Here is a 19,640-nt window from a genome sequence, read left to right as displayed (position 1 = left end):
CTGAGTGGCGAACAGCGCCGGGGCGGACCCGCGGCCCGCCCCGGTGCCTGTTTCACGTGAAACACGGGCTCACAGACCGCGCCAGCCGCCCTCGTCCACGCCGCCCGGTACGGCGTCCGCCGGCTGGTAAGGCTCCCGGGTGAAGACGAACGACCCCAGGTCCAGATGGCTCACCGAGCCGTCCTCCCGGCGCACCACCCGCAGGGTCTCCCCCGCGTAATACCCGTTCAGCCCGATCCAGCCGCCCTCGGGCAGCGCCCTGAAGCGCGCCCCCCGCCCCGCACCCCGCAGCGGTTCCAAGACCACCCCGCGTTCCGCCGCCAGCCGCAGCCCGTACGCGTACGTGCCCCAGTACCAGGGGCCGGTCAGCGCCAGGAGTTCCTCGTCCGCCTCCGGCAACGGCCGCCACGGCTCCGGGAACCGCGGCTCCGCCTCCGCCACGATCCGTACGAGATCGGCTGCGACCACCGAAGTCAGAGGCCCCGAGGTGGCGTTGGCGAGCGCGACCGCCGCCACCCCGTCCTCGACGCTCACCCACAGGCAGGCCACGAAGCCCGGCAGCGAACCCGTGTGACCGATCAGCGTCCGCCCGTCCCGGCGCAGCAGCTGCACCCCCAGGCCGTATCCCCCGTCCCGGTCCTCCGCCGCCGGCGGAACGGCCGGCGTACGCATCTCCGCGACCGTGGCGGCGGCGAGGACCCGGTCGTCCCCTTCCGCGAGGAACACCGCGAAGCGGCACAGGTCCGCGGCCGTCGACCACAACTGGCCGGCCGGAGCCATCAGTCCCAGGTCCTCGGCGGGCTCGGGAAGCATCACATCGGCCCAGGGGTGCACCGCCCAGCCCCCGGCGTGCGGGGCCACGGGTTGCACGGTCGTCCGGCTCAGCCCCAGCGGCTCCAGGATCTCGCCGCGCAGCGCCTCCTCCCAGGAGACTCCGCGCACCGCCTCGACCAGTGAACCGAGCAGTGTGTAGCCGGGGTTGGAGTAGTGGTGGCCGCGGCCTGCCGGATGCAGCAAGGGCTTGTCGCCGAGCACGTCGGCGAGCGTGGGCCGGTCCGTACCGGGCGTCCGCTCCCACCAGGGCGCGGGCGACTCTGCGGCCAGACCCGCGCTGTGGCCGAGCAGTTGGGCGACGGTGACCTCACCGACGCCCGTGCCCGGCAGGTGCTTCTCCAGCGGGTCGCTCAGATCCAGCAGGCCCTCGTCCCTCAGCCGCATGACCAGGACGGCGGTGAACACCTTGGTGAGCGAGCCGATGCGGTACTGCGTGTCCGCGTCCGGGGCGTGCCCGTCCACGCAGCTGCGGGAACCGCTCCACACGGTCCGACCGTCCCGGACCACGGCACCGACGAACGACGGCGCCCGCCCTTCGGACTGGGCGACGGCGACGCGGTGCAGCAGCGCCCGCTCGGTGGAGGGCAGCAGGGCTTCGAAGGATGACGTCATGGACGTGATCCAACGGTGTTCCACGGCCCGCGTCGACCACATTTCGCGCGGTGTCCCCGGCGGGAAGGGGAGGCGGCCGTCAGCCGAGCCAGGTGGTGTCCCGCATGAGGTCGCGCCCCCTCAGCTCGTTCGCCTCGCGCCAGGCCTGGACGCGCCGCGGCCTGATCAGGAAGTACTGGTAGGGGTTGTCGAGTTCGCGCGGGTCGAAGCCGGTCTTGGCGGCGAACGCGTCACCCGTGCCCGGGCCGAGGTCGGCGACGTCCACCGGCTCGGCCGTGCCGTCGACGACGACCACGTCCCGCGTGGGCCCGAGGCTGAGCCGCACGCGTGCGTCCGCGAGCAGGTTGCGGCCGGTGACGGACGCGCGCGGCGTCGAGACGAGGAACGCGGTCCCGTCCCAGAGGAACGAGAGCGGGACCATGTGGACTCCGTCCTGGGATCCCGACGACGCCAGCCAGAGGTCGACGTCGTTCTCCAGCCTCGCGCGGGTGTCCCGCAGCCTCTCGTCGAGCCCGCGCGGCGGCGCGTCCGTCATGGTTCCTCCCGTTGTTGTGTGAAGCGTTCCTGTTCCGGTGTGATCCGGTGTGATCCTGCCTGATCCCGCTTGTTCCGGGGGACCGTTCAGAGCGTGGACGCCGGCACCGCGGCCTCCCAGACGAACCCGTCCGGGTCGGTGAAGGGCTCGGCGTCGCCACCGATCACGAGCCGGCGCGCCCCCGTGCCGTCGGGAGAGACCCCGACCTCCTTGGCGAGGGCCCGGTGCCGGTACAGGGCCAGCTTCACTCGACCCGAGCCGGCCTCGAACTCGGCGTAGGCACGCCCGAAGCTCTTCCTCACGGTGAAGCCCTGCCCGACGTAGAACTGCTTGCTCGCGGCCATGTCCGCGACTCCCAGCAGGAGCACGAACTCGTCGATCCGCCGGGTGGCGGGTTCGGTGTCCTTCTTCGCCGAGGTCGCGATCTTCCAGATCGACCCGTCCGGTGCCTGGACCACGGCGCCGTAGCCCCAGAGCGACTTCGAGGCGGGCTTCAGCGCCGTGGCACCGGCCTCGAGGGCCGAGCCGACGAGGCTGTCGACGGTCGACGGCTGGGACACCGTGAGCGCGAGGGTGAACCCGCGGAAGCCGGTGCTGGGTGCCTCGGAGGCGCGCAGGCGCAGCTGCGAGTCCAGGCCGAAGGCGGCGGCGTAGAAGCGGGCGGCGGCTGCGGTGTCGGCCACCTCGAGGGTGACGGAGTCGATGATTGCCATGCCCCTCACGCTAGTTGGGGCACGGTGGCCGGGGCTTCTCGATTCCTGACCGGTCCCGCCGGCAGCTCCGCGACCCGGCTCCGGTACGTACCGGGCGACACCCCGACCAGCTCGGTGAAGCAGGCTTCGAAGGTGGCCGCCGACGGGCAGCCGACCGCCCGGCCGACCTCGTCGACGCCGAGCCCGCCATGCCGCAACAGCGCCTCTGCACGCTCGATGCGACGTCTCGTCAGGTACGCGTACGGCGATTCGCCGTACGCCAGCCGGAACTCCCGGCCGAGGTGACCGGCGGACATGCCGGCGTCGCGGGCGAGGGCCGCGAGGTCCAGTGGCCGCACGTGCTCCCGGTCGATCCGGTCGCGGACCCGGCGCAGCCGCGCGAGGTCGCCGAGGCGCTGCGCCGCGATGCGCGCACGCCCCCACGAGGGGTGACACATGAAGAACTCCTTCTCGGCCGAGCGCGTGCTCGGCGGGGTCAGCGAAGTTCCTGGATGCGGATCAGATTGCCCGCGGGGTCGCGGAAGGCGCAGTCACGGATGCCGTAGGGCTGCTCAGTCGGCTCCTGGACCACCTCGGCGTCGGCGGAGCGCACCTTCTCGAAGGTGCCGTCGAGGTCCGGGGTCGCCAGCAGGATCCAGCCGTAGGTGCCCTTGGCCATCATCTCGGCGATGGTGCGGCGCTCGGTCTCGGTGACCCCGGGGTCGGCGGCCGGCGGCGCCAGCAGGATGGACGTGTCGGGCCGGCCGACGGGGCCGACCGTGATCCAGCGCATCTTGCCCTGGCCGACGTCGCTGCGGACCTCGAAGCCGAGGGCGTCGCGGTAGAACGCCACGGAGGCGTCCGGGTCGTCGTGCGGGAGGAAGCTCGTGTGGATGGAGATGTCCATGACCATCAGGCTAGACGCGGCCCGGGGGCCGCGCTTCTCGGTTCCTGTCCGATCAGGTCTGTGCCATGTCCACGAAGCGCGAGTAGTGACCCTGGAAGGCCACGGTGATCGTCGCCGTGGGGCCGTTACGGTGCTTGCCGACGATGATGTCCGCCTCGCCGGCGCGCGGTGACTCCTTCTCGTAGGCGTCCTCGCGGTGCAGCAGGATGACCATGTCGGCGTCCTGCTCGATCGAGCCGGACTCACGCAGGTCGGAGACCATGGGCTTCTTGTCCGTGCGCTGCTCGGGGCCACGGTTCAGCTGCGAGAGCGCGATCACCGGCAGCTCCAGCTCCTTGGCCAGGAGCTTGAGGTTTCGCGACATCTCCGAGACCTCCTGCTGCCGGCTCTCGGCGCGCTTGGAGCCGCCGGACTGCATCAGCTGCAGGTAGTCGATGACCACGAGCTTCAGGCCGGCCCGCTGCTTGAGGCGGCGGCACTTGGCGCGGATCTCCATCATCGACAGGTTCGGCGAGTCGTCGATGTAGAGCGGGGCCTGGGAGACGTCCGGCATCCGGCGGGCGAGCCGGGTCCAGTCCTCGTCGGTCATGGTGCCGGAGCGCATGTGGTGCAGCGCGACCCGGGCCTCCGCCGAGAGCAGACGCATCGCGATCTCGTTGCGGCCCATTTCGAGGGAGAAGATCACGCTGGGCAGGTTGTGCTTGATGGAGCACGCCCGGGCGAAGTCCAGCGCAAGGGTGGACTTACCCATGGCGGGACGGGCCGCGATGATGATCATCTGACCGGGGTGCAGGCCGTTGGTCAGCGCGTCGAGGTCGGTGAAGCCGGTCGGCACACCGGTCATCTCGCCGCTGCGCGAGCCGATCGCCTCGATCTCGTCGAGCGCGCCCTCCATGATGTCGCCGAGCGGCAGGTAGTCCTCGGTGGTGCGCTGCTCGGTGACCGCGTAGATCTCCGCCTGGGCCGAGTTCACGATCTCGTCGACGTCGCCGTCGGCGGCGTATCCCATCTGCGTGATCTTGGTGCCGGCCTCGACCAGGCGGCGGAGCACCGCCCGCTCGTGGACGATCTCCGCGTAGTACGAGGCGTTGGCCGCCGTCGGCACGGACTGGACCAGGGTGTGCAGGTACGAGGCGCCGCCGACGCGGGTGATCTCGCCCCGCTTGGTCAGCTCCGCGCCTACCGTGATCGGGTCGGCCGGCTCGCCCTTCGCGTACAGGTCGAGGATCGCGCTGTAGACGATCTCGTGCGCCGGCTTGTAGAAGTCGTGGCCCTTGATGATCTCCACGACGTCCGCGATGGCGTCCTTGGAGAGCAACATGCCGCCGAGCACGGACTGCTCCGCGTCGAGGTCCTGCGGGGGCACCCGCTCGAAGGCCGACAGACCGCCGTCCCAGGGGCCGCTCTCGCTGCCCCGGTCGTGCTGGTCGTCGCGACCCCGGCCGCGGCCACGGCTCTCACCGCGCTGCCGTGAGACGGGCAGACGGTCGCTGGGTCCCGTGTCCGCCCAGGGGTCGTCCAAGGGCTCGGGAATGCTCACCCAGCCACCTCCTCCCGTCCGCACCGCGGACTACTCCGTGCCACTCTTTCTTACGCCACGGCTCGGACAAACAAGAGGCTTTGACTCCGCTTCTGGCGCGTCGGGCGCCGGACCACGGTAGGCCCGCGGGCACCGTCAGCCAATCTGGTTATCCACAGGGCCTGTGGGTGAACGCCCCAATGCTGTGGAGAACTCCGCGGAACCTGTGCACGGACCGGGGGACAGCCATGTGGACAAACTCATAACCTCACCCCCACCACCCCTTTGACCTGCACCTTTTCCATCCACGGGCTGTGGGGGAGAAAAAGTTTCCCCAGCGGGCCAAGATCAGAACAAACGGCGCACACCCGAAGCCCGGCTACCGCGTCATGTAAGGACCACTAAAGGATTGCATCTCTTACCTGTGGAAGATTAGATTGAGCGCATGACCCAGGCTCCCGCGACCCCCAAGGCCGTCCGACGGCAACACGACCGCGAGATCGTCTCCCTCGCCGTCCCGGCCTTCGGCGCGCTCGTCGCCGAGCCGCTCTTCGTGATGGTCGACAGCGCCGTCGTCGGCCATCTCGGCACCCCGCAACTCGCCGGTCTGGCGATCGCCGCGACCCTGCTCACCACCGCGGTGAGCGTGTTCGTCTTTCTCGCCTACGCCACCACGGCGGCCGTCGCCCGCCGCGTCGGAGCGGGCGACCTCCAGGCGGCGATACGCCAGGGCATGGACGGCATCTGGCTCGCGCTCCTCCTCGGTGTGGCCGTCATCGCCGTCACCCTGCCCACCGCCCCCTGGCTCGTCGGTCTCTTCGGCGCCTCGGACACCGCCTCCCCGTACGCGGTCACCTATCTGCGGATCTCCAGCCTGGGCATCCCGGCCATGCTCGTGGTTCTGGCCGCCACCGGTGTCCTGCGCGGCCTGCAGAACACCCGCACGCCCCTGTACGTGGCTGTCGCAGGCTTCGCCGCCAACGCGCTCCTGAACGTGGGCCTGGTCTACGGCGCGGGCCTCGGCATCGCCGGATCCGCCTGGGGCACCGTCATCGCCCAGTGCGGCATGGCCGTCGCCTACCTGGTCGTCGTGGTCCGTGGCGCCCGGCGCCATGGGGCTTCCCTCCGCCCCGACGCGGCCGGCATCCGGGCCAGCGCCCAGGCCGGCGTCCCCCTGCTGGTCCGCACGCTCTCGCTGCGCGCGGTCCTGATGATCGCCACCGCGGTCGCGGCCCGGCTCGGCGACACGGACGTCGCGGCCCACCAGGTCCTGCTCTCCCTGTGGAACCTGACAGCCTTCGCCTTGGACGCCATCGCCATAGCCGGCCAGGCGATCATCGGCCGGTACCTCGGGGCGGACGACGCCGAGGGAGCCCGGCAGGCTTGCCGACGCATGGTCCAGTGGGGCGTGGTCTCCGGAGTGGTACTCGGCCTGCTGATCATCCTGGCGCGCCCCCTCTTCATCCCGCTGTTCACCACCGACCCCGCGGTGCACGACACCCTGCTGCCCGCTCTGCTCGTGGTGGCCCTCTCGCAGCCGATCGCCGGAGTGGTGTTCGTCCTCGACGGCGTGCTGATGGGCGCGGGAGACGGACCGTACCTGGCCTGGGCGATGCTGGTGACCCTGGCGGTCTTCGCCCCCGTCGCGCTGCTGATCCCCGTCCTCGGCGGCGGGCTGACGGCACTGTGGTGGGCGATGACGCTGATGATGACCGTCCGTCTGCTGACGCTCTGGCTGCGCGCGCGTTCCGGCCGCTGGATCGTCACCGGCGCCACCCGCTGACCGAGGGCATGTTTCACGTGAAACGCCTCTGTTTCACGTGAAACATGCCAGAAGGGCCGCACCCCGAGGGGTGCGGCCCTTCTGTACTGCTGGAGCAGCGTTACGCGGCGACGACCTCGACGCCGAGCTTCGCGGCAACCTCGGGGTGCAGACGCACGGACACCTGGTGCGAGCCCAGGGTCTTGATCGGCGAACCGAGCTCGACGCGGCGCTTGTCCACGTCCGGGCCACCCGCGGCCTTGATCGCCGCAGCGACGTCACCCGGGGTCACGGAGCCGAAGAGACGGCCGGCGTCGCCGGAGCGAACGGCCAGGCGCACCTTCGTGCCCTCGAGCTGGGCCTTGATCTCGTTGGCCTGCTCGATGGTCGCGATCTCGTGGATCTTGCGGGCGCGGCGGATCTGCGCCACGTCCTTCTCGCCACCCTTGGTCCAGCGGATCGCGAAACCACGCGGGACCAGGTAGTTGCGAGCGTAGCCGTCCTTGACGTCGACGACGTCGCCGGCGGTGCCGAGGCCAGAGACCTCGTGGGTCAGGATGATCTTCATTGTTCGGTCACCCTTCCCTTATCGCGCGGTGGACGTGTAGGGCAGCAGCGCCATCTCACGGCTGTTCTTGACGGCCGTGGCGACGTCACGCTGGTGCTGCGTGCAGTTGCCGGTCACGCGGCGGGCACGGATCTTGCCGCGGTCGGAAATGAACTTCCGCAGCATGTTCGTGTCCTTGTAGTCCACGTACGCGGTCTTGTCCTTGCAGAACGCGCAGACCTTCTTCTTAGGCTTGCGCACAGGCGGCTTCGCCATGGTGTTTCTCCTGTGTGATCAAGAAGTGGGGGTACGAGCTGCTTCGAGGGCCGGGCCCTAGAAGGGAGGCTCGTCCGAGTAGCCGCCGCCGGAGTTTCCACCCCAGCCGCCGCCCCCGCCGCCCTGCTGCTGGCCACCGGAGGAAGATCCGGTCGCCCACGGGTCGTCGGAGGGAGCGCCGCCGCCCTGCTGCTGCTGGCCGCCGCCGGAGTTTCCACCCCAGCCACCGCCCTGCTGCTGCTGGCCGCCACCGCCGCCGTAGCCGCCCTGGCCGCCGCGACCGGTGGTCTTGGTGACCTTGGCCGTGGCGTTGCGAAGGCTGGGGCCGACTTCCTCGACGTCCAGCTCGAAGACCGTGCGCTTGACGCCCTCGCGGTCGTCGTACGACCGCTGCTTCAGCCGGCCCTGCACGACGACGCGCATGCCCCGCTGAAGGGACTCGGCGACGTTCTCCGCCGCCTGACGCCAGACCGAGCAGGTCAGGAACAGGCTCTCGCCGTCCTTCCACTCGTTGGTCTGACGGTCGAAGGTGCGCGGAGTGGACGCGACACGGAACTTCGCGACCGCTGCACCGGACGGGGTGAAGCGCAGCTCGGGGTCGTCGACGAGATTGCCGACGACCGTGATGACGGTCTCGCCTGCCATGGGTGAACCTCTCGGCGGGATTGCTTGGCTGCTTGCTGCTACTCGAACCCGATGACCTCTGAGCTAGAAGCTCAGTGGGTCTCGGGGCGGAGGACCTTGGTCCGGAGGACCGACTCGTTCAGGTTCATCTGGCGGTCGAGCTCCTTGACGACCGCAGGCTCGGCCTGCAGGTCGATGACCGAGTAGATGCCCTCGGGCTTCTTCTTGATCTCGTAAGCGAGACGACGACGGCCCCAGGTGTCGACCTTCTCCACCTTTCCGTTGCCCTCACGGACGACGGAGAGGAAGTTCTCGATCAGCGGGGAGACAGCACGCTCCTCGAGATCGGGGTCGAGGATGACCATCACCTCGTAGTGACGCATGTGGAACCCACCTCCTTTGGACTCAGCGGCCACGGTCGTTCCGTGGCAGGAGGGTCGTAATGCGTGAGCGACGGTATCGGCCGCCACTGACAATCGCCCTCAGCGAGTGAGGGGCGATGTCGAGGCCCGTGGACGGACCTGGGCAGACACCGGCGCAGACCGTACAGAGTACCCGCACATCGGCTTCCGGTTGAAATCCGGTGGTGAGGGGACGCAATCTGTACACATCGGATACGGGCGGCGCTAGGATGCGCCGCCTTCCGGCAGGCACACCAGGAGGTGCCCCCATGGCTCAGGCAATGCGACCCAACACCGGTCACTCCCTCTTCGCCACCGACGGAAAGCCGCACCCGCTCCAGGACACCCTCGTCGGGATCACGCTCTTTCTCGGAGTTCTCTCCTTCACCACCGCACAGTTCCACGACCTGCATGTGCTGGCTTCCTGGTCCGGGCTGATCGGCATCCTGGCGGGGGCGTACGGACAGTTCATCTCGGTGACCACAAGGGAACGCTTCGCCTTGATCGTCGGACTCGGTGCCTCGGCGGTGGGCTTCTATCTCGGCATGTTCTACGGGGGCCTCGCCTGAGGCGTCCCCGGTCGGCCGCCGGCCAAGGGACACACGCCATTCGGGGCGCTCCCCGGTCACAGTAGGCTTCGCGCGAGAGCCGGAGCCCCTGTACCCATGGGGACACACCTGCCGAGGAGCGCCCCGCATGAGCCTGACCCTGAGGACCATCAGCCGTGAGCAGCATCTGGCGTACATCCAGAGCCTGCCCGCGGCGAGCCACTGCCAGGTCCCGGCGTGGGCGGATGTGAAGACCGAGTGGCGCTCGGAGAACCTCGGCTGGTTCGACAAGAACGGTGAGCTGGTCGGTGCCGGCCTGGTGCTCTACCGCCAGCTGCCCAAGATCAAGCGCTACCTGGCGTACCTGCCCGAGGGCCCGGTCATCAACTGGTACGCGCCCAACCTCGACGACTGGCTCCAGCCGATGCTGGCGCACCTGAAGCAGCAGGGCGCGTTCTCGGTGAAGATGGGCCCGCCGGTCGTCATCCGCCGCTGGGACTCGGCCGCCATCAAGTCCGGGATCCAGGACCCGGAGGTGAAGCGCCTCAAGGACGTCGAGGCCAGCCACATCGAGCCGCGCGCGTTCGAGGTCGCCGACCGGCTCCGCAAGATGGGCTGGCAGCAGGGCGAGGACGGCGGCGCGGGCTTCGGCGACGTCCAGCCCCGCTACGTCTTCCAGGTCCCGCTGGCCAACCGCTCCCTGGACGACGTCCTCAAGGGCTTCAACCAGCTGTGGCGACGCAACATCAAGAAGGCCGACAAGGCGGGCGTCGAGGTCGTCCAGGGCGGCTACGAGGACCTCGCCGAGTGGCAGCGGCTCTACGAGATCACCGCGGTGCGCGACCACTTCCGGCCGCGTCCGCTGTCGTACTTCCAGCGCATGTGGAAGGTCCTCAACAGCGAGGACCCGAACCGTATGCGGCTCTACTTCGCCCGGCACGAGGGCGTGAACCTGTCCGCGGCGACCATGCTCGTCGTCGGCGGCCACGTCTGGTACTCGTACGGTGCCTCCGACAACATCGGCCGTGAGGTCCGGCCCTCGAACGCGATGCAGTGGCGCATGCTGCGCGACGCGTACGCGATGGGCGCCACCGTCTACGACCTGCGCGGCATCTCTGACTCGCTGGACGAGACCGACCACCTCTTCGGTCTGATCCAGTTCAAGGTCGGCACCGGCGGCGAGGCCGTCGAGTACGTCGGCGAGTGGGACTTCCCGCTGAACAAGCTCCTCCACAAGGCCCTCGACATCTACATGTCGCGGCGCTGAGGGTTGCGTAGTCTCGTAGCTCTCGTGCACCTCGCTCGTACACGTATCTGATCCACCGCACCCACCAGGAAGGTTCCGGGCCGGCCATGGCGCTCTCCCTCTACGTCGACACCGCTCGCTGGCGGGCGCACCAGAAGTCCGTGATCGAGCAGTTCCCCGGGCTGGTTCCGGTCTGCAAGGGCAACGGGTACGGCTTCGGCCACGAGCGCCTCGCGGACGAGGCCGCCCGCTTCGGCTCGGACATGCTGGCCGTCGGCACGACGTACGAGGCCGCGAGCATCAAGGACTGGTTCGGTGGCGACCTGCTCGTCCTCACCCCGTTCCGGCGGGGCGAGGAGCCGGTGCCGCTGCCGGACCGGGTCATCCGCTCGGTCTCCTCGGTGGACGGCGTGCACGCCCTGGTGGGCGCCCGCGTCGTCATCGAGTGCATGAGCTCCATGAAGCGGCACGGCATCCGCGAGGAGGAGCTGGGACAGCTCCACGCCGCCATCGAGGACGTGCGCCTCGAGGGCTTCGCGCTGCACCTTCCGCTGGACCGCACCGACGGCACGGACGCCGTCGAGGAGGTCATCGGGTGGATGGACCGGCTCCGTGCCGCCCGGCTGCCGCTGCACACCATGTTCGTCAGCCATCTGCGGGCCGAGGAGCAGCAGCGGTTGCAGCAGCAGTTCCCGCAGACCCGGTTCCGCGCCCGGATCGGCACCCGGCTCTGGCTGGGCGACCACGAGGCGACCGAGTACCGCGGCGCGGTGCTCGACGTCACCCGCGTCGCCAAGGGGGACCGGTTCGGCTACCGGCAGCAGAAGGCCGCCTCGGACGGCTGGCTGGTCGTCGTCGCGGGCGGCACCTCGCACGGTGTGGGCCTGGAGGCCCCGAAGGCCATGCACGGCGTGATGCCGCGAGCCAAGGGCGTGGCCCGCGCGGGCCTGGCCACCGTCAACCGGAACCTGTCGCCGTTCGTCTGGGCCGGCAAGCAGCGCTGGTTCGCCGAGCCCCCGCACATGCAGGTGTCGATCCTGTTCGTTCCCTCGGACGCCCAGGAGCCGCAGGTCGGCGACGAGCTGGTCGCCCACCTGCGCCACACGACGACCCAGTTCGACCGGATCGTCGACCGCTAGTCGCGCGCTTCCCGCTCGCCCTGCACGTCCCGCTCGCCCCACTCGTCCTGCGGGACGCCCCACTCCACCCTCGGCCCCTCCACGGCGTGCGCCGCGTGCCGGGCCGGGTGCGCCGCCCTGCCCCGTACGAAGACGTCCTCCGCGCCGTCGAGGACGCCGCCCGAGGGGTCGTCCGAGCCGTCGCGCCGCACCCCGTCCCGCTCGGGCATCAGGATGTCGCGGACGATCACCGCGCACAGGAACAGCGTGCCCAGCAGGTGCAGCAGGATCGCGAACTGGTAGCCCTCGGTCGGCAGTCCCTGCTTGTTGCCGCTGGTCGTGTACGCGAGGTACAGCCAGATGCCGAGGAAGTACATGACCTCGCAGGCCTGCCAGATCAGGAAGTCCCGCCAACGCGGCCGGGCGAGGGCCGCCAGCGGGATCAGCCAGAGCACGTACTGCGGTGAGTACACCTTGTTGGTCAGGATGAACGCGGCCACGACCAGGAAGGCCAGCTGGGCGAACCGCGGCCGGCGCGGTGCGGTCAGAGCCAGCGCGGCGATCCCGGCGCAGGCCAGCAGCATCAGCACGATCGCCCAGGTGTTGGCGGTCTCCGGCTCGATCGGCTCACCGGTGCGCTGGGTGATGATCAGCCAGAAGGACCCGAAGTCGACGTTCCGTTCCTGGCTGAAGGTGTAGAACTTCTTCCACCCCACCGGGGCCAGCACCATCACCGGAAGGTTCACGACCAGCCAGGCGCCCGCGGCGCCCAGCAGCGCCGCACCGAACTCCCGCCACTTCCCGGCCCGCCAGCACAGCAGCAGCAGCGGTCCGAGCAGCAGCACCGGATAGAGCTTGGCGGCCGTGGCGAGGCCGATCAGGATACCGAAGGCGAGCGCCCGGCCGCGGGACCACATCAGCATGGCGGCGGCCGTGAGGGCCACGGCGAGCAGGTCCCAGTTGATGGTGGCGGTCAGCGCGAAGGCGGGCGCGAGGGCCACCAGAAGGCCGTCCCAGGGGCGCCGGCGATGCGTGCGGGCGACGCAGACGGCCATGACCGCGGCACAGATCAGCAGCATGGCCGCGTTGACCATCCAGTACATCTGCTCACGGTGCATCAGGTCGTCACCGCCGGGCGTCAGCCAGGACGCGACCTCCATGAACAGGCCGGTGAGGACGGGGTACTCGAGGTACTCCATGTCGCCGTCGAGCCGGTCGAAGTAGGGGATCAGACCGTCGGCGAAGCCCCGCCCGACGAACAGGTGCGGGATGTCGGAGTAGCAGGCGTGCGTGTACTGCGAGGTGGCGCCGCGGAACCAGGCCCAGTCGTAGCAGGGGATCTTCTGCACCATGCCGAGCGCGAACATCCCGATGGCCACCAGGGCGACGACGCGCACCGGGGTGAGAGGGCCATCGCCGAGCCGGGCCCAGCGGCCGATCGGCCCCCCGATCAGCTCGCTGCCCGCGGCGGCGACCTCGTCCTGTCGGGTCGGCTGCACCACGGGCCGGTCCTGCTGCGCGCGCGTCTTCTGGTGGCTCGGCATGGGGGACATCCTGCCGTACGCGCCCCGGAACACGGCGAGGGCCGCCGTGGCCGGGAGCGTACGGGGTGTACGTCCCGGGCACGGCGGCCCTCGAAGGTGCTGCCGGAGGCGGTGCGGCCGCTAGCCGTCCGTCCCGCCGAAGAAGGTGCCTCCGTCGGTCTTCCCGCCGTTTCCGTTGCCTCCGTTGCCGCCGGTGGTCGACGTGGGGCTACTGGTGGGCAGCCCACCGGTCGTCCCGCCACTGTCCGTCGTCCCTCCGTCGGTGGCACCGCCGTCGGTCGTGCCACCGTCCTGACCGCCGGTGTCGCAGGGCCACTCCCACACCTCGCAGGTCTTGCCGGGCTTGGGCCGGCCGGTCGGACGCTGCGAGGGCTCGGTGGACGGCTGGCCGGACGGGGACTGGGACGGCTGCTCCGTCGGCGTCGGCTTCGGGCTGGCGGCGCCGCCGCCGAACACGGCCTCGGCGTCCTCCAGCTTCTCCGGCTCCGGGAACCTCATGACCTCGGTGCCCTCGAGCGCCTGCGTCATGTAGTCCTTCCAGATCCGGGACGGGAACGACGAACCGTGGATCGACGTCTGGCCACCCGTGTTGTACATCGGGAGGAACTCGCGCTTCGTGTTCTTCTCGTTGTCGTCGAAGCGGAACATGTCGATCGCGGTCGACAGCTGCGGGGTGTAGCCGACGAACCAGGCCGACATGTTGTCGTCGGTGGTACCGGTCTTGCCGGCGACGTCGCGGCCCGGGATGGCGGCGTTGTTACCGGTGCCCTCGGGGTCCTCGACGACGGACTTGAGGACGTCGGTGACGTTGCTCGCGATGGCCGTCGGGAAGGCCTGCTTCGACTTGTCCTCGTGCTTGTACTTGGACAGGCCGCCCTTCTTCACCTCCTTGACCGAGAACGGCTCGCGCTGCTCGCCGTTGGTCGCGAAGGTGGCGTAGGCGCCGGCCATGCGGATGGCGCTCGGCTCGGAGATACCAAGGGAGAACGACGGCACGTCGGCCTGGATGAGCGAGTCCTTCTTCAGACCCGCGTCCATGGCAGCCTGGCGCACCTTGTCGATGCCGACGTCCATGCCCAGCTGCACGAACGGCGAGTTGGCGGAGACGACCATCGCACGGCGCAGGCTGACGGGCCCGTAGCTCTGGTCACCCTCGTTGTCCTGCTTCCACTCCTTGCCCTTCTCGTCGTGCCAGATCGACCCGTCGTACCTCTTGATCACGAGGTCGTCCTTGCCGTTGTAGCGGCTCTTGTCCGGGTCGAGTTTCCTGCGGGTGGACCCGTCCTGCTCCTCCGGCCCGTCCTTGGCTCGGACGCCGTCCTCCATGGCCGCCGCCAGGACGAAGGGCTTGAACGTCGATCCGACCTGGGCACCGGTCTTGTCGGCGTTGTTGGTGAAGTGCTTGGTCGCGTCCTCGCCGCCGTAGATCGCCACGATCGCCCCCGTCGCGGTGTCGACGGACGCGCCGCCGAACTGCACGTGGGTGTCGTACTGGGGGCGCTTCTTGACGTCGATGTACTCCTTGGTGATCTTCTTGACGGACTTCTCCAGCGCCTCAACCTTGGGCTTCTCGAAGGTCGTGAAGATCTGGTAGCCGCCCTGGGCGAGCTGCTCGGCCGTGATGTCGCTGTTGTTCAGCACGTAACTCTTGGCGAGGCCCACCAGGTAACCGGTCTGGCCACTGAGCGCCGCATTCCGCTTGGGCGGGTCGGGCATCGGGAACTTCTTGGAGAACTCGGCCTGCTGCGCGGAGGTCAGGTAGCCGTCCTTGGTCATCTCGCCGAGGATCCAGCTCCAGCGCTTGACGGCGCGATCGGTGTTCGCCTCCGGGGTCGCGGAGGTGTCGACGTCGGTGGTGCCGGCCGGGTCGTAGTACGTGGCGCCCTTGAGCAGGGCGGCCAGGAAGGCGCACTCGCTGGGGGTGAGCTTGCTCGCGTCCTTGTCGTAGTACGTGCGCGCCGCGGCCTGGAGGCCGTAGGCGCCGCGGCCGTAGTACGCGGTGTTGAGGTAGCCCGCCATGATGTCGGGCTTCTCCAGCTCGTTGCCGACGCGCATCGAGATGAAGAGTTCCTTCACCTTGCGGCTCAGCGTCTGCGACTGGTCGGCCAGCCGGTTGTTCTTCACGTACTGCTGGGTGATCGTCGAACCACCCTGGGTCTGACCGCCTCGCGCCATGTTGAAGACGGCGCGGCCGATGCCCCTCGGGTCGATGCCCGAGTCGGTCCAGAAGGTCTTGTTCTCGGCCGAGACCACGGCGTCCTGCATGGCCTTCGGAATGGCGTCGAAGTCGAGGATCTGCCGGTTCACCTCGCCACCGGTGGCGGCCAGCTGGGTCTTTCCGTCCGCGTAGTAGTAGACGTTGTTCTGCGCCTTCGCGGAGTCGTCCACGTTGGGGATGCCCACCATCGCGTACGCGATCGTCCCCGCGCCCATCAGGGCGCCGAGGAAGGTCAGGGTCAGGCCGGAGACGAGCTTCCAGGACGGTACCCAGCGGCGCCAGCCGTACTTCCCGTAGCGCGGGTAGTCGATCATCCGCTTCCGGCCCGGAGGACGACCGCCCCCGCGGCCCCGGCCGCCGTCGTAGCCGCCACCACCGCCACCGCGACGGCCACCGCCGTCGTGACCGCCTGCGCCTCCGCCCGGGCCGGCGCCGCGCCTCCCCCCGCGCTGCGCGGCACGCCGTGCCTCCGCACGGCCGCCGTAGGGACGGTCCTCACCGTAGGAAGAGGACGGAGATCCCATGCTGACATCACGCGCCTGGGGCCGGCGGCCCGTGGGCTGCTGGGCGGCGCGCCGGGCCGCTGCCCGTCCGCCCGCGGGCGGCTGCGGCTGCGGCGATTTGCGACGGTGCTCGCTCATCGAACGACTACTCCTCGGGCAGGCGCGTAGGCCTGGAAGCGGCAAATGAGTTCCGGTCCCCCGAAATGAATACGGACAGGCCCCATGGGGGGCTCATCCGCACTGCAGCCGGTACATCGAGAGCACTGACGTGCATCGGCTGCCCGCGGTTCCCGGTGGTCTGCATGCCGCACAGACTACGCACGGCCAAAACCTGCCTAGGCCTGAAGTTCACCTCAAATCAGGCAAGTCGATTGCGGCGAATTGGTGATGTGATGCCGGTCACGTTGACCCCACTTGTCGCGGCGGAGCGGCCGTTCTATCGTCAGGATGTATCGAGTCGATACATCAGTGCGGCATAAAGACCGGCGACAGAGGAGGCGATGGATGAGCAGGCGCTCCGGAATCCTCGAGTTCGCCGTCCTCGGGCTGCTCCGCGAAGCCCCGATGCACGGGTACGAGCTCCGCAAGCGGCTCAACACCTCGCTGGGGATCTTCCGCGCGTTCAGCTACGGGACCCTCTACCCCTGCCTCAAGACGCTGGTCGCCAACGGCTGGTTGATCGAGGAACCCGGCAGTGCCCCCGAGGACGCCCTGGCGGCGTCACTCGCAGGACGCCGTGCCAAGATCGTCTACCGGTTGACGGCGGAAGGTAAGGAGCACTTCGAGGAGCTCCTCTCCCACACCGGGCCGGACACCTGGGAGGACGAGCACTTCGCCGCCCGCTTCGCCTTCTTCGGGCAGACGGAGCGCGAGGTGCGGATGCGGGTCCTCGAAGGCCGACGCAGCCGGCTGGAGGAGCGCCTGGAGAAGATGCGGGCCTCCCTCGTCAGGACGCGTGAACGTCTCGACGACTACACACTTGAGCTGCAGCGCCACGGCATGGAGTCCGTGGAGCGCGAAGTGCGCTGGCTGAACGAGCTCATCGAGAGCGAGCGGGCGGGACGGGACCGGCGAACCGGCCCCGAGACCACCGAAGAACCCGCTCGGCAGGACGACAAGACTTCTGGAGAAACGGGCGGCCTGCCCCGGCACGGGGGCAGTACCCGGCCGGATCCGTCCGACGACACCACCAAGTGAGGGTCTGCGACCAGCAGGGCCTCCGAGATCACACAGGGAGCAACCGGAATGGGTTCGGTTCGCGTAGCCATCGTCGGCGTGGGCAACTGCGCCGCCTCGCTGGTGCAGGGCGTCGAGTACTACAAGGACGCCGACCCGGCGACCAAGGTGCCGGGTCTGATGCACGTCCAGTTCGGCGACTACCACGTCGGCGACGTGGAGTTCGTGGCCGCCTTCGACGTGGACGCGAAGAAGGTCGGCCTCGACCTCGCGGACGCCATCGGCGCCAGCGAGAACAACACCATCAAGATCTGCGACGTCCCCGCCTCGGGCGTCACCGTCCAGCGCGGCCACACGCTCGACGGTCTGGGCAAGTACTACCGCCAGACCATCGAGGAGTCCGCCGAGGCCCCGGTCGACGTCGTCCAGGTCCTCAAGGACAAGCAGGTCGACGTGCTCGTCTGCTACCTGCCCGTGGGCTCCGAGGACGCTGCGAAGTTCTACGCGCAGTGCGCCATCGACGCCAAGGTCGCGTTCGTCAACGCCCTCCCGGTCTTCATCGCCGGCACCAAGGAGTGGGCGGACAAGTTCACCGAGGCCGGTGTCCCGATCGTCGGCGACGACATCAAGTCCCAGGTCGGTGCCACCATCACGCACCGCGTGATGGCGAAGCTCTTCGAGGACCGCGGTGTCCGCCTGGAGCGCACCATGCAGCTGAACGTCGGCGGCAACATGGACTTCAAGAACATGCTCGAGCGCGACCGCCTCGAGTCCAAGAAGATCTCCAAGACGCAGGCCGTCACCTCGCAGATCCCGGACCGCGACCTGGGCGAGAAGAACGTCCACATCGGCCCGTCGGACTACGTGGCCTGGCTGGACGACCGCAAGTGGGCGTACGTCCGCCTGGAGGGCCGTGCGTTCGGCGACGTCCCGCTGAACCTGGAGTACAAGCTCGAGGTCTGGGACTCCCCGAACTCGGCGGGTGTCATCATCGACGCCCTGCGCGCCGCGAAGATCGCCAAGGACCGCGGCATCGGCGGCCCGATCCTCTCCGCCTCCTCGTACTTCATGAAGTCCCCGCCGGTGCAGTACTTCGACGACGAGGCCTTCGAGAACGTCGAGAAGTTCATCAAGGGCGAGGTCGAGCGCTGAGCACTCCCCTGGAGCGCTGAGTCGTGATCGACGGCAGAGGGTCCCCGCGGCAATCGCCCGGGGACCCTCTGCCGTATGCGGGTCACCGTATGTGAGTCTTGCTGCCATGTCCGTCGTACGTGATCTGCGCGTACTCCTGCGCCTGACGAACTTCCGTCGTCTGCTCGCCGTCCGGCTGCTGTCGCAGTGCGCCGACGGCGTCTACCAGGTAGCTCTCGCCACGTACGTCGTCTTCTCCCCCGAGAAAGAGACGTCGCCCGCCGCCATCGCCTCGGCGATGGCGGTGCTGCTGCTGCCGTACTCGCTCGTCGGCCCGTTCGCCGGTGTCCTCCTGGACCGCTGGCAGCGCCGCCAGGTCTTCCTGTACGGGAACCTGCTGCGGGCCGTCCTCGCCTCCGGCACGGCCGTCCTCATCCTCGCCGCCGTTCCGGACTGGCTCTTCTACGCCTCGGCGCTGTCGGTGACCGCCGTCAACCGCTTCGTCCTCGCGGGCCTCTCGGCCGCCCTGCCCCGCGTCGTGGATGAGGAGCGGCTGGTCCTGGCGAACTCCCTCTCGCCGACCGCCGGCACCCTGGCCGCGACGGTGGGCGGCGGGCTCGCCTTCGGCGTGCGACTGATCGCCTCGGACTCCGACGTCGCCGTGGTGGCCTTGGGCGCTCTCCTCTATCTCTGCTCCGCGCTCGCCGCGCTGCGCATGCCCCGCACCCTGCTCGGGCCCGACCCCACGCCGGTGCAGCCACGGCTCGGCGCCGCCGTCGTGTCGACGGCCCGCGGCCTCGTCGAGGGACTGCTCCATCTGGCCGAACGGCGCCCTGCTGCGCGCGCTTTGACCGCGATGACGCTGATGCGCTTCTGCTACGGGGCCCTCACGGTGACCGTGCTGATGCTCGCCCGATACGCCTGGGGCACGGACGACTCGGACGGCCTGGCTCTCCTCGGCCTCGCGGTCGCCGTCTCCGGCGCGGGCTTCTTCGCCGCTGCGGCGATCTCTCCCTGGGCGGTCGGCCGCCTCGGCCCGTCCGGCTGGATGACCATGTGCGCCGGATCCGCCGCCATCCTGGAGCCGGCGCTGGGGCTGACCTTCGCTCCGGCGCCGTTCATGATCGCGGCGTTCGTCCTGGGCCTCGCCACCCAGGGAGCGAAGATCGCGACGGACACCGTGGTGCAGACGTCCGTGGACGACTCCTACCGCGGTCGGGTCTTCTCTCTCTACGACGTGTTGTTCAACGTCGCCTTCGTCGCCGCGGCCGGCGTGGCGGCACTCATGCTCCCGCCCGACGGCAGGTCCGTTCCCCTGATCCTCGTCGTCGCCGCCCTCTACCTTGCGGTGGCGCTGGGGCTGCGCAACCGAACGACGTGAGGGGCGATGTTTCACGTGAAACATCGCCCCTCGGTCGCTCCGCCGCGTCGATGTTTCACGTGAAAC

20 protein-coding genes are annotated in these 19,640 nt (G+C 69.4%); 7 read left to right on the top strand and 13 right to left on the bottom strand.

Features of this window, described 5'->3' with window-relative positions:
* Positions 1–69 precede the first annotated feature (69 nt).
* The 6 genes from R2D22_RS18555 to dnaB form a co-directional block, all read right to left on the bottom strand.
* Positions 70–1,446 (bottom strand): serine hydrolase domain-containing protein, encoded by a 1,377-nt coding sequence (locus R2D22_RS18555; protein WP_318104992.1) that lies wholly within the window; start codon positions 1,444–1,446, stop codon positions 70–72.
* A 79-nt stretch (positions 1,447–1,525) separates the two neighbouring features.
* A complete protein-coding gene (locus R2D22_RS18550; protein ID WP_318104991.1) occupies positions 1,526–1,981 on the bottom strand; it encodes a pyridoxamine 5'-phosphate oxidase family protein in 456 nt (151 codons plus the stop codon).
* Between the two features lie 86 nt (positions 1,982–2,067).
* Positions 2,068–2,694: a glyoxalase gene (locus R2D22_RS18545; RefSeq protein WP_318104989.1), complete on the bottom strand. Its 627-nt coding sequence runs from the start codon at positions 2,692–2,694 to the stop codon at positions 2,068–2,070.
* 5 nt (positions 2,695–2,699) lie between these two features.
* A complete protein-coding gene (locus tag R2D22_RS18540) occupies positions 2,700–3,131 on the bottom strand; it encodes a helix-turn-helix transcriptional regulator (protein WP_318104988.1) in 432 nt (143 codons plus the stop codon).
* Positions 3,132–3,169: 38 nt separating this feature from the next.
* The gene (locus R2D22_RS18535) at positions 3,170–3,580 is read right to left on the bottom strand and encodes a VOC family protein (RefSeq protein WP_318104987.1); all 411 of its coding nucleotides are present in this window, start codon (positions 3,578–3,580) and stop codon (positions 3,170–3,172) included.
* A 52-nt stretch (positions 3,581–3,632) separates the two neighbouring features.
* Positions 3,633–5,120 carry a replicative DNA helicase gene (gene dnaB, locus R2D22_RS18530; RefSeq protein ID WP_318104986.1) on the bottom strand — a complete coding sequence of 496 codons (1,488 nt, stop codon included), beginning with the start codon at positions 5,118–5,120 and terminating at the stop codon, positions 3,633–3,635.
* Positions 5,121–5,544: 424 nt separating this feature from the next.
* On the opposite strand from dnaB, the gene R2D22_RS18525 reads away from it, so the two are divergent.
* Positions 5,545–6,882 (top strand): MATE family efflux transporter, encoded by a 1,338-nt coding sequence (locus tag R2D22_RS18525; RefSeq protein ID WP_318104984.1) that lies wholly within the window; start codon positions 5,545–5,547, stop codon positions 6,880–6,882.
* Positions 6,883–6,982: 100 nt separating this feature from the next.
* Here R2D22_RS18525 and rplI read toward each other — a convergent pair whose 3' ends face one another.
* From rplI to rpsF, 4 genes are all read right to left on the bottom strand, one after another.
* Positions 6,983–7,429, bottom strand: a complete 447-nt coding sequence (gene rplI, locus R2D22_RS18520) for a 50S ribosomal protein L9 (RefSeq protein WP_318104983.1) — start codon at positions 7,427–7,429, stop codon at positions 6,983–6,985.
* 18 nt (positions 7,430–7,447) lie between these two features.
* A complete protein-coding gene (rpsR, locus tag R2D22_RS18515) occupies positions 7,448–7,684 on the bottom strand; it encodes a 30S ribosomal protein S18 (protein WP_005315025.1) in 237 nt (78 codons plus the stop codon).
* Positions 7,685–7,741: 57 nt separating this feature from the next.
* Entirely contained in the window at positions 7,742–8,329 is a 588-nt protein-coding gene (locus R2D22_RS18510) for a single-stranded DNA-binding protein (protein WP_318104962.1), read from the bottom strand.
* Positions 8,330–8,400: 71 nt separating this feature from the next.
* On the bottom strand, positions 8,401–8,691 hold the full coding sequence (rpsF, locus tag R2D22_RS18505; RefSeq protein WP_004950685.1) for a 30S ribosomal protein S6: 291 nt from the start codon (positions 8,689–8,691) through the stop codon (positions 8,401–8,403).
* 287 nt (positions 8,692–8,978) lie between these two features.
* Here rpsF and R2D22_RS18500 point away from each other — a divergent pair, with 287 nt between their 5' ends.
* From R2D22_RS18500 to R2D22_RS18490, 3 genes are all read left to right on the top strand, one after another.
* On the top strand, positions 8,979–9,278 hold the full coding sequence (locus R2D22_RS18500) for a hypothetical protein (RefSeq protein WP_318104919.1): 300 nt from the start codon (positions 8,979–8,981) through the stop codon (positions 9,276–9,278).
* Positions 9,279–9,405: 127 nt separating this feature from the next.
* The gene (locus R2D22_RS18495; RefSeq protein WP_318104918.1) at positions 9,406–10,524 is read left to right on the top strand and encodes a lipid II:glycine glycyltransferase FemX; all 1,119 of its coding nucleotides are present in this window, start codon (positions 9,406–9,408) and stop codon (positions 10,522–10,524) included.
* 86 nt (positions 10,525–10,610) lie between these two features.
* On the top strand, positions 10,611–11,642 hold the full coding sequence (locus tag R2D22_RS18490) for an alanine racemase (RefSeq protein WP_318104917.1): 1,032 nt from the start codon (positions 10,611–10,613) through the stop codon (positions 11,640–11,642).
* Here R2D22_RS18490 and R2D22_RS18485 read toward each other — a convergent pair.
* The 3 genes from R2D22_RS18485 to R2D22_RS18475 all read right to left on the bottom strand — a co-directional run bounded on the left by R2D22_RS18485 (position 11,639) and on the right by R2D22_RS18475 (position 15,843).
* On the bottom strand, positions 11,639–13,165 hold the full coding sequence (locus R2D22_RS18485; protein WP_318104915.1) for a glycosyltransferase family 87 protein: 1,527 nt from the start codon (positions 13,163–13,165) through the stop codon (positions 11,639–11,641). The genes R2D22_RS18490 and R2D22_RS18485 overlap by 4 nt on opposite strands.
* A 120-nt stretch (positions 13,166–13,285) precedes the next feature.
* Positions 13,286–15,697 carry a transglycosylase domain-containing protein gene (locus R2D22_RS18480; protein ID WP_318104914.1) on the bottom strand — a complete coding sequence of 804 codons (2,412 nt, stop codon included), beginning with the start codon at positions 15,695–15,697 and terminating at the stop codon, positions 13,286–13,288.
* Positions 15,694–15,843, bottom strand: a complete 150-nt coding sequence (locus R2D22_RS18475) for a hypothetical protein (RefSeq protein WP_318104913.1) — start codon at positions 15,841–15,843, stop codon at positions 15,694–15,696. The genes R2D22_RS18480 and R2D22_RS18475 overlap by 4 nt, the downstream gene beginning before the upstream one ends.
* Positions 15,844–16,390: 547 nt before the next feature.
* Here R2D22_RS18475 and R2D22_RS18470 point away from each other — a divergent pair.
* The 3 genes from R2D22_RS18470 to R2D22_RS18460 all read left to right on the top strand — a co-directional run bounded on the left by R2D22_RS18470 (position 16,391) and on the right by R2D22_RS18460 (position 19,574).
* A complete protein-coding gene (locus R2D22_RS18470; RefSeq protein ID WP_318104912.1) occupies positions 16,391–17,083 on the top strand; it encodes a PadR family transcriptional regulator in 693 nt (230 codons plus the stop codon).
* A 48-nt stretch (positions 17,084–17,131) separates the two neighbouring features.
* The gene (locus tag R2D22_RS18465; RefSeq protein WP_318104911.1) at positions 17,132–18,214 is read left to right on the top strand and encodes an inositol-3-phosphate synthase; all 1,083 of its coding nucleotides are present in this window, start codon (positions 17,132–17,134) and stop codon (positions 18,212–18,214) included.
* Between the two features lie 106 nt (positions 18,215–18,320).
* Positions 18,321–19,574 carry an MFS transporter gene (locus tag R2D22_RS18460; RefSeq protein WP_318104909.1) on the top strand — a complete coding sequence of 418 codons (1,254 nt, stop codon included), beginning with the start codon at positions 18,321–18,323 and terminating at the stop codon, positions 19,572–19,574.
* Positions 19,575–19,640: the final 66 nt, after the last annotated feature.

It is taken from the genome of Streptomyces sp. HUAS YS2, from assembly GCF_033343995.1.
Classification (GTDB): Bacteria; Actinomycetota; Actinomycetes; order Streptomycetales; family Streptomycetaceae; genus Streptomyces; species Streptomyces solicathayae.
Note: the sequence above shows the minus strand (reverse complement) of the source record. Positions and strands in the feature narration are given on the sequence as shown.

Bases quoted from the DNA above. Each gene is read 5' to 3' on its own strand.
- R2D22_RS18485 (WP_318104915.1), bottom strand. From the start codon at position 13,165: ATGCCGAGCCACCAGAAGACGCGCGCGCAGCAGGACCGGCCCGTGGTG.
- R2D22_RS18525 (WP_318104984.1), top strand. From the start codon at position 5,545: ATGACCCAGGCTCCCGCGACCCCCAAGGCCGTCCGACGGCAACACGAC.
- R2D22_RS18460 (WP_318104909.1), top strand. From the start codon at position 18,321: ATGTCCGTCGTACGTGATCTGCGCGTACTCCTGCGCCTGACGAACTTC.
- R2D22_RS18490 (WP_318104917.1), top strand. From the start codon at position 10,611: ATGGCGCTCTCCCTCTACGTCGACACCGCTCGCTGGCGGGCGCACCAG.
- rpsR (WP_005315025.1), bottom strand. From the start codon at position 7,684: ATGGCGAAGCCGCCTGTGCGCAAGCCTAAGAAGAAGGTCTGCGCGTTC.
- R2D22_RS18535 (WP_318104987.1), bottom strand. From the start codon at position 3,580: ATGGACATCTCCATCCACACGAGCTTCCTCCCGCACGACGACCCGGAC.
- R2D22_RS18545 (WP_318104989.1), bottom strand. From the start codon at position 2,694: ATGGCAATCATCGACTCCGTCACCCTCGAGGTGGCCGACACCGCAGCC.
- R2D22_RS18465 (WP_318104911.1), top strand. From the start codon at position 17,132: ATGGGTTCGGTTCGCGTAGCCATCGTCGGCGTGGGCAACTGCGCCGCC.
- R2D22_RS18510 (WP_318104962.1), bottom strand. From the start codon at position 8,329: ATGGCAGGCGAGACCGTCATCACGGTCGTCGGCAATCTCGTCGACGAC.
- R2D22_RS18500 (WP_318104919.1), top strand. From the start codon at position 8,979: ATGGCTCAGGCAATGCGACCCAACACCGGTCACTCCCTCTTCGCCACC.
- R2D22_RS18470 (WP_318104912.1), top strand. From the start codon at position 16,391: ATGAGCAGGCGCTCCGGAATCCTCGAGTTCGCCGTCCTCGGGCTGCTC.
- rpsF (WP_004950685.1), bottom strand. From the start codon at position 8,691: ATGCGTCACTACGAGGTGATGGTCATCCTCGACCCCGATCTCGAGGAG.
- rplI (WP_318104983.1), bottom strand. From the start codon at position 7,429: ATGAAGATCATCCTGACCCACGAGGTCTCTGGCCTCGGCACCGCCGGC.
- R2D22_RS18550 (WP_318104991.1), bottom strand. From the start codon at position 1,981: ATGACGGACGCGCCGCCGCGCGGGCTCGACGAGAGGCTGCGGGACACC.
- R2D22_RS18495 (WP_318104918.1), top strand. From the start codon at position 9,406: ATGAGCCTGACCCTGAGGACCATCAGCCGTGAGCAGCATCTGGCGTAC.
- R2D22_RS18555 (WP_318104992.1), bottom strand. From the start codon at position 1,446: ATGACGTCATCCTTCGAAGCCCTGCTGCCCTCCACCGAGCGGGCGCTG.
- R2D22_RS18540 (WP_318104988.1), bottom strand. From the start codon at position 3,131: ATGTGTCACCCCTCGTGGGGGCGTGCGCGCATCGCGGCGCAGCGCCTC.
- R2D22_RS18480 (WP_318104914.1), bottom strand. From the start codon at position 15,697: ATGATCGACTACCCGCGCTACGGGAAGTACGGCTGGCGCCGCTGGGTA.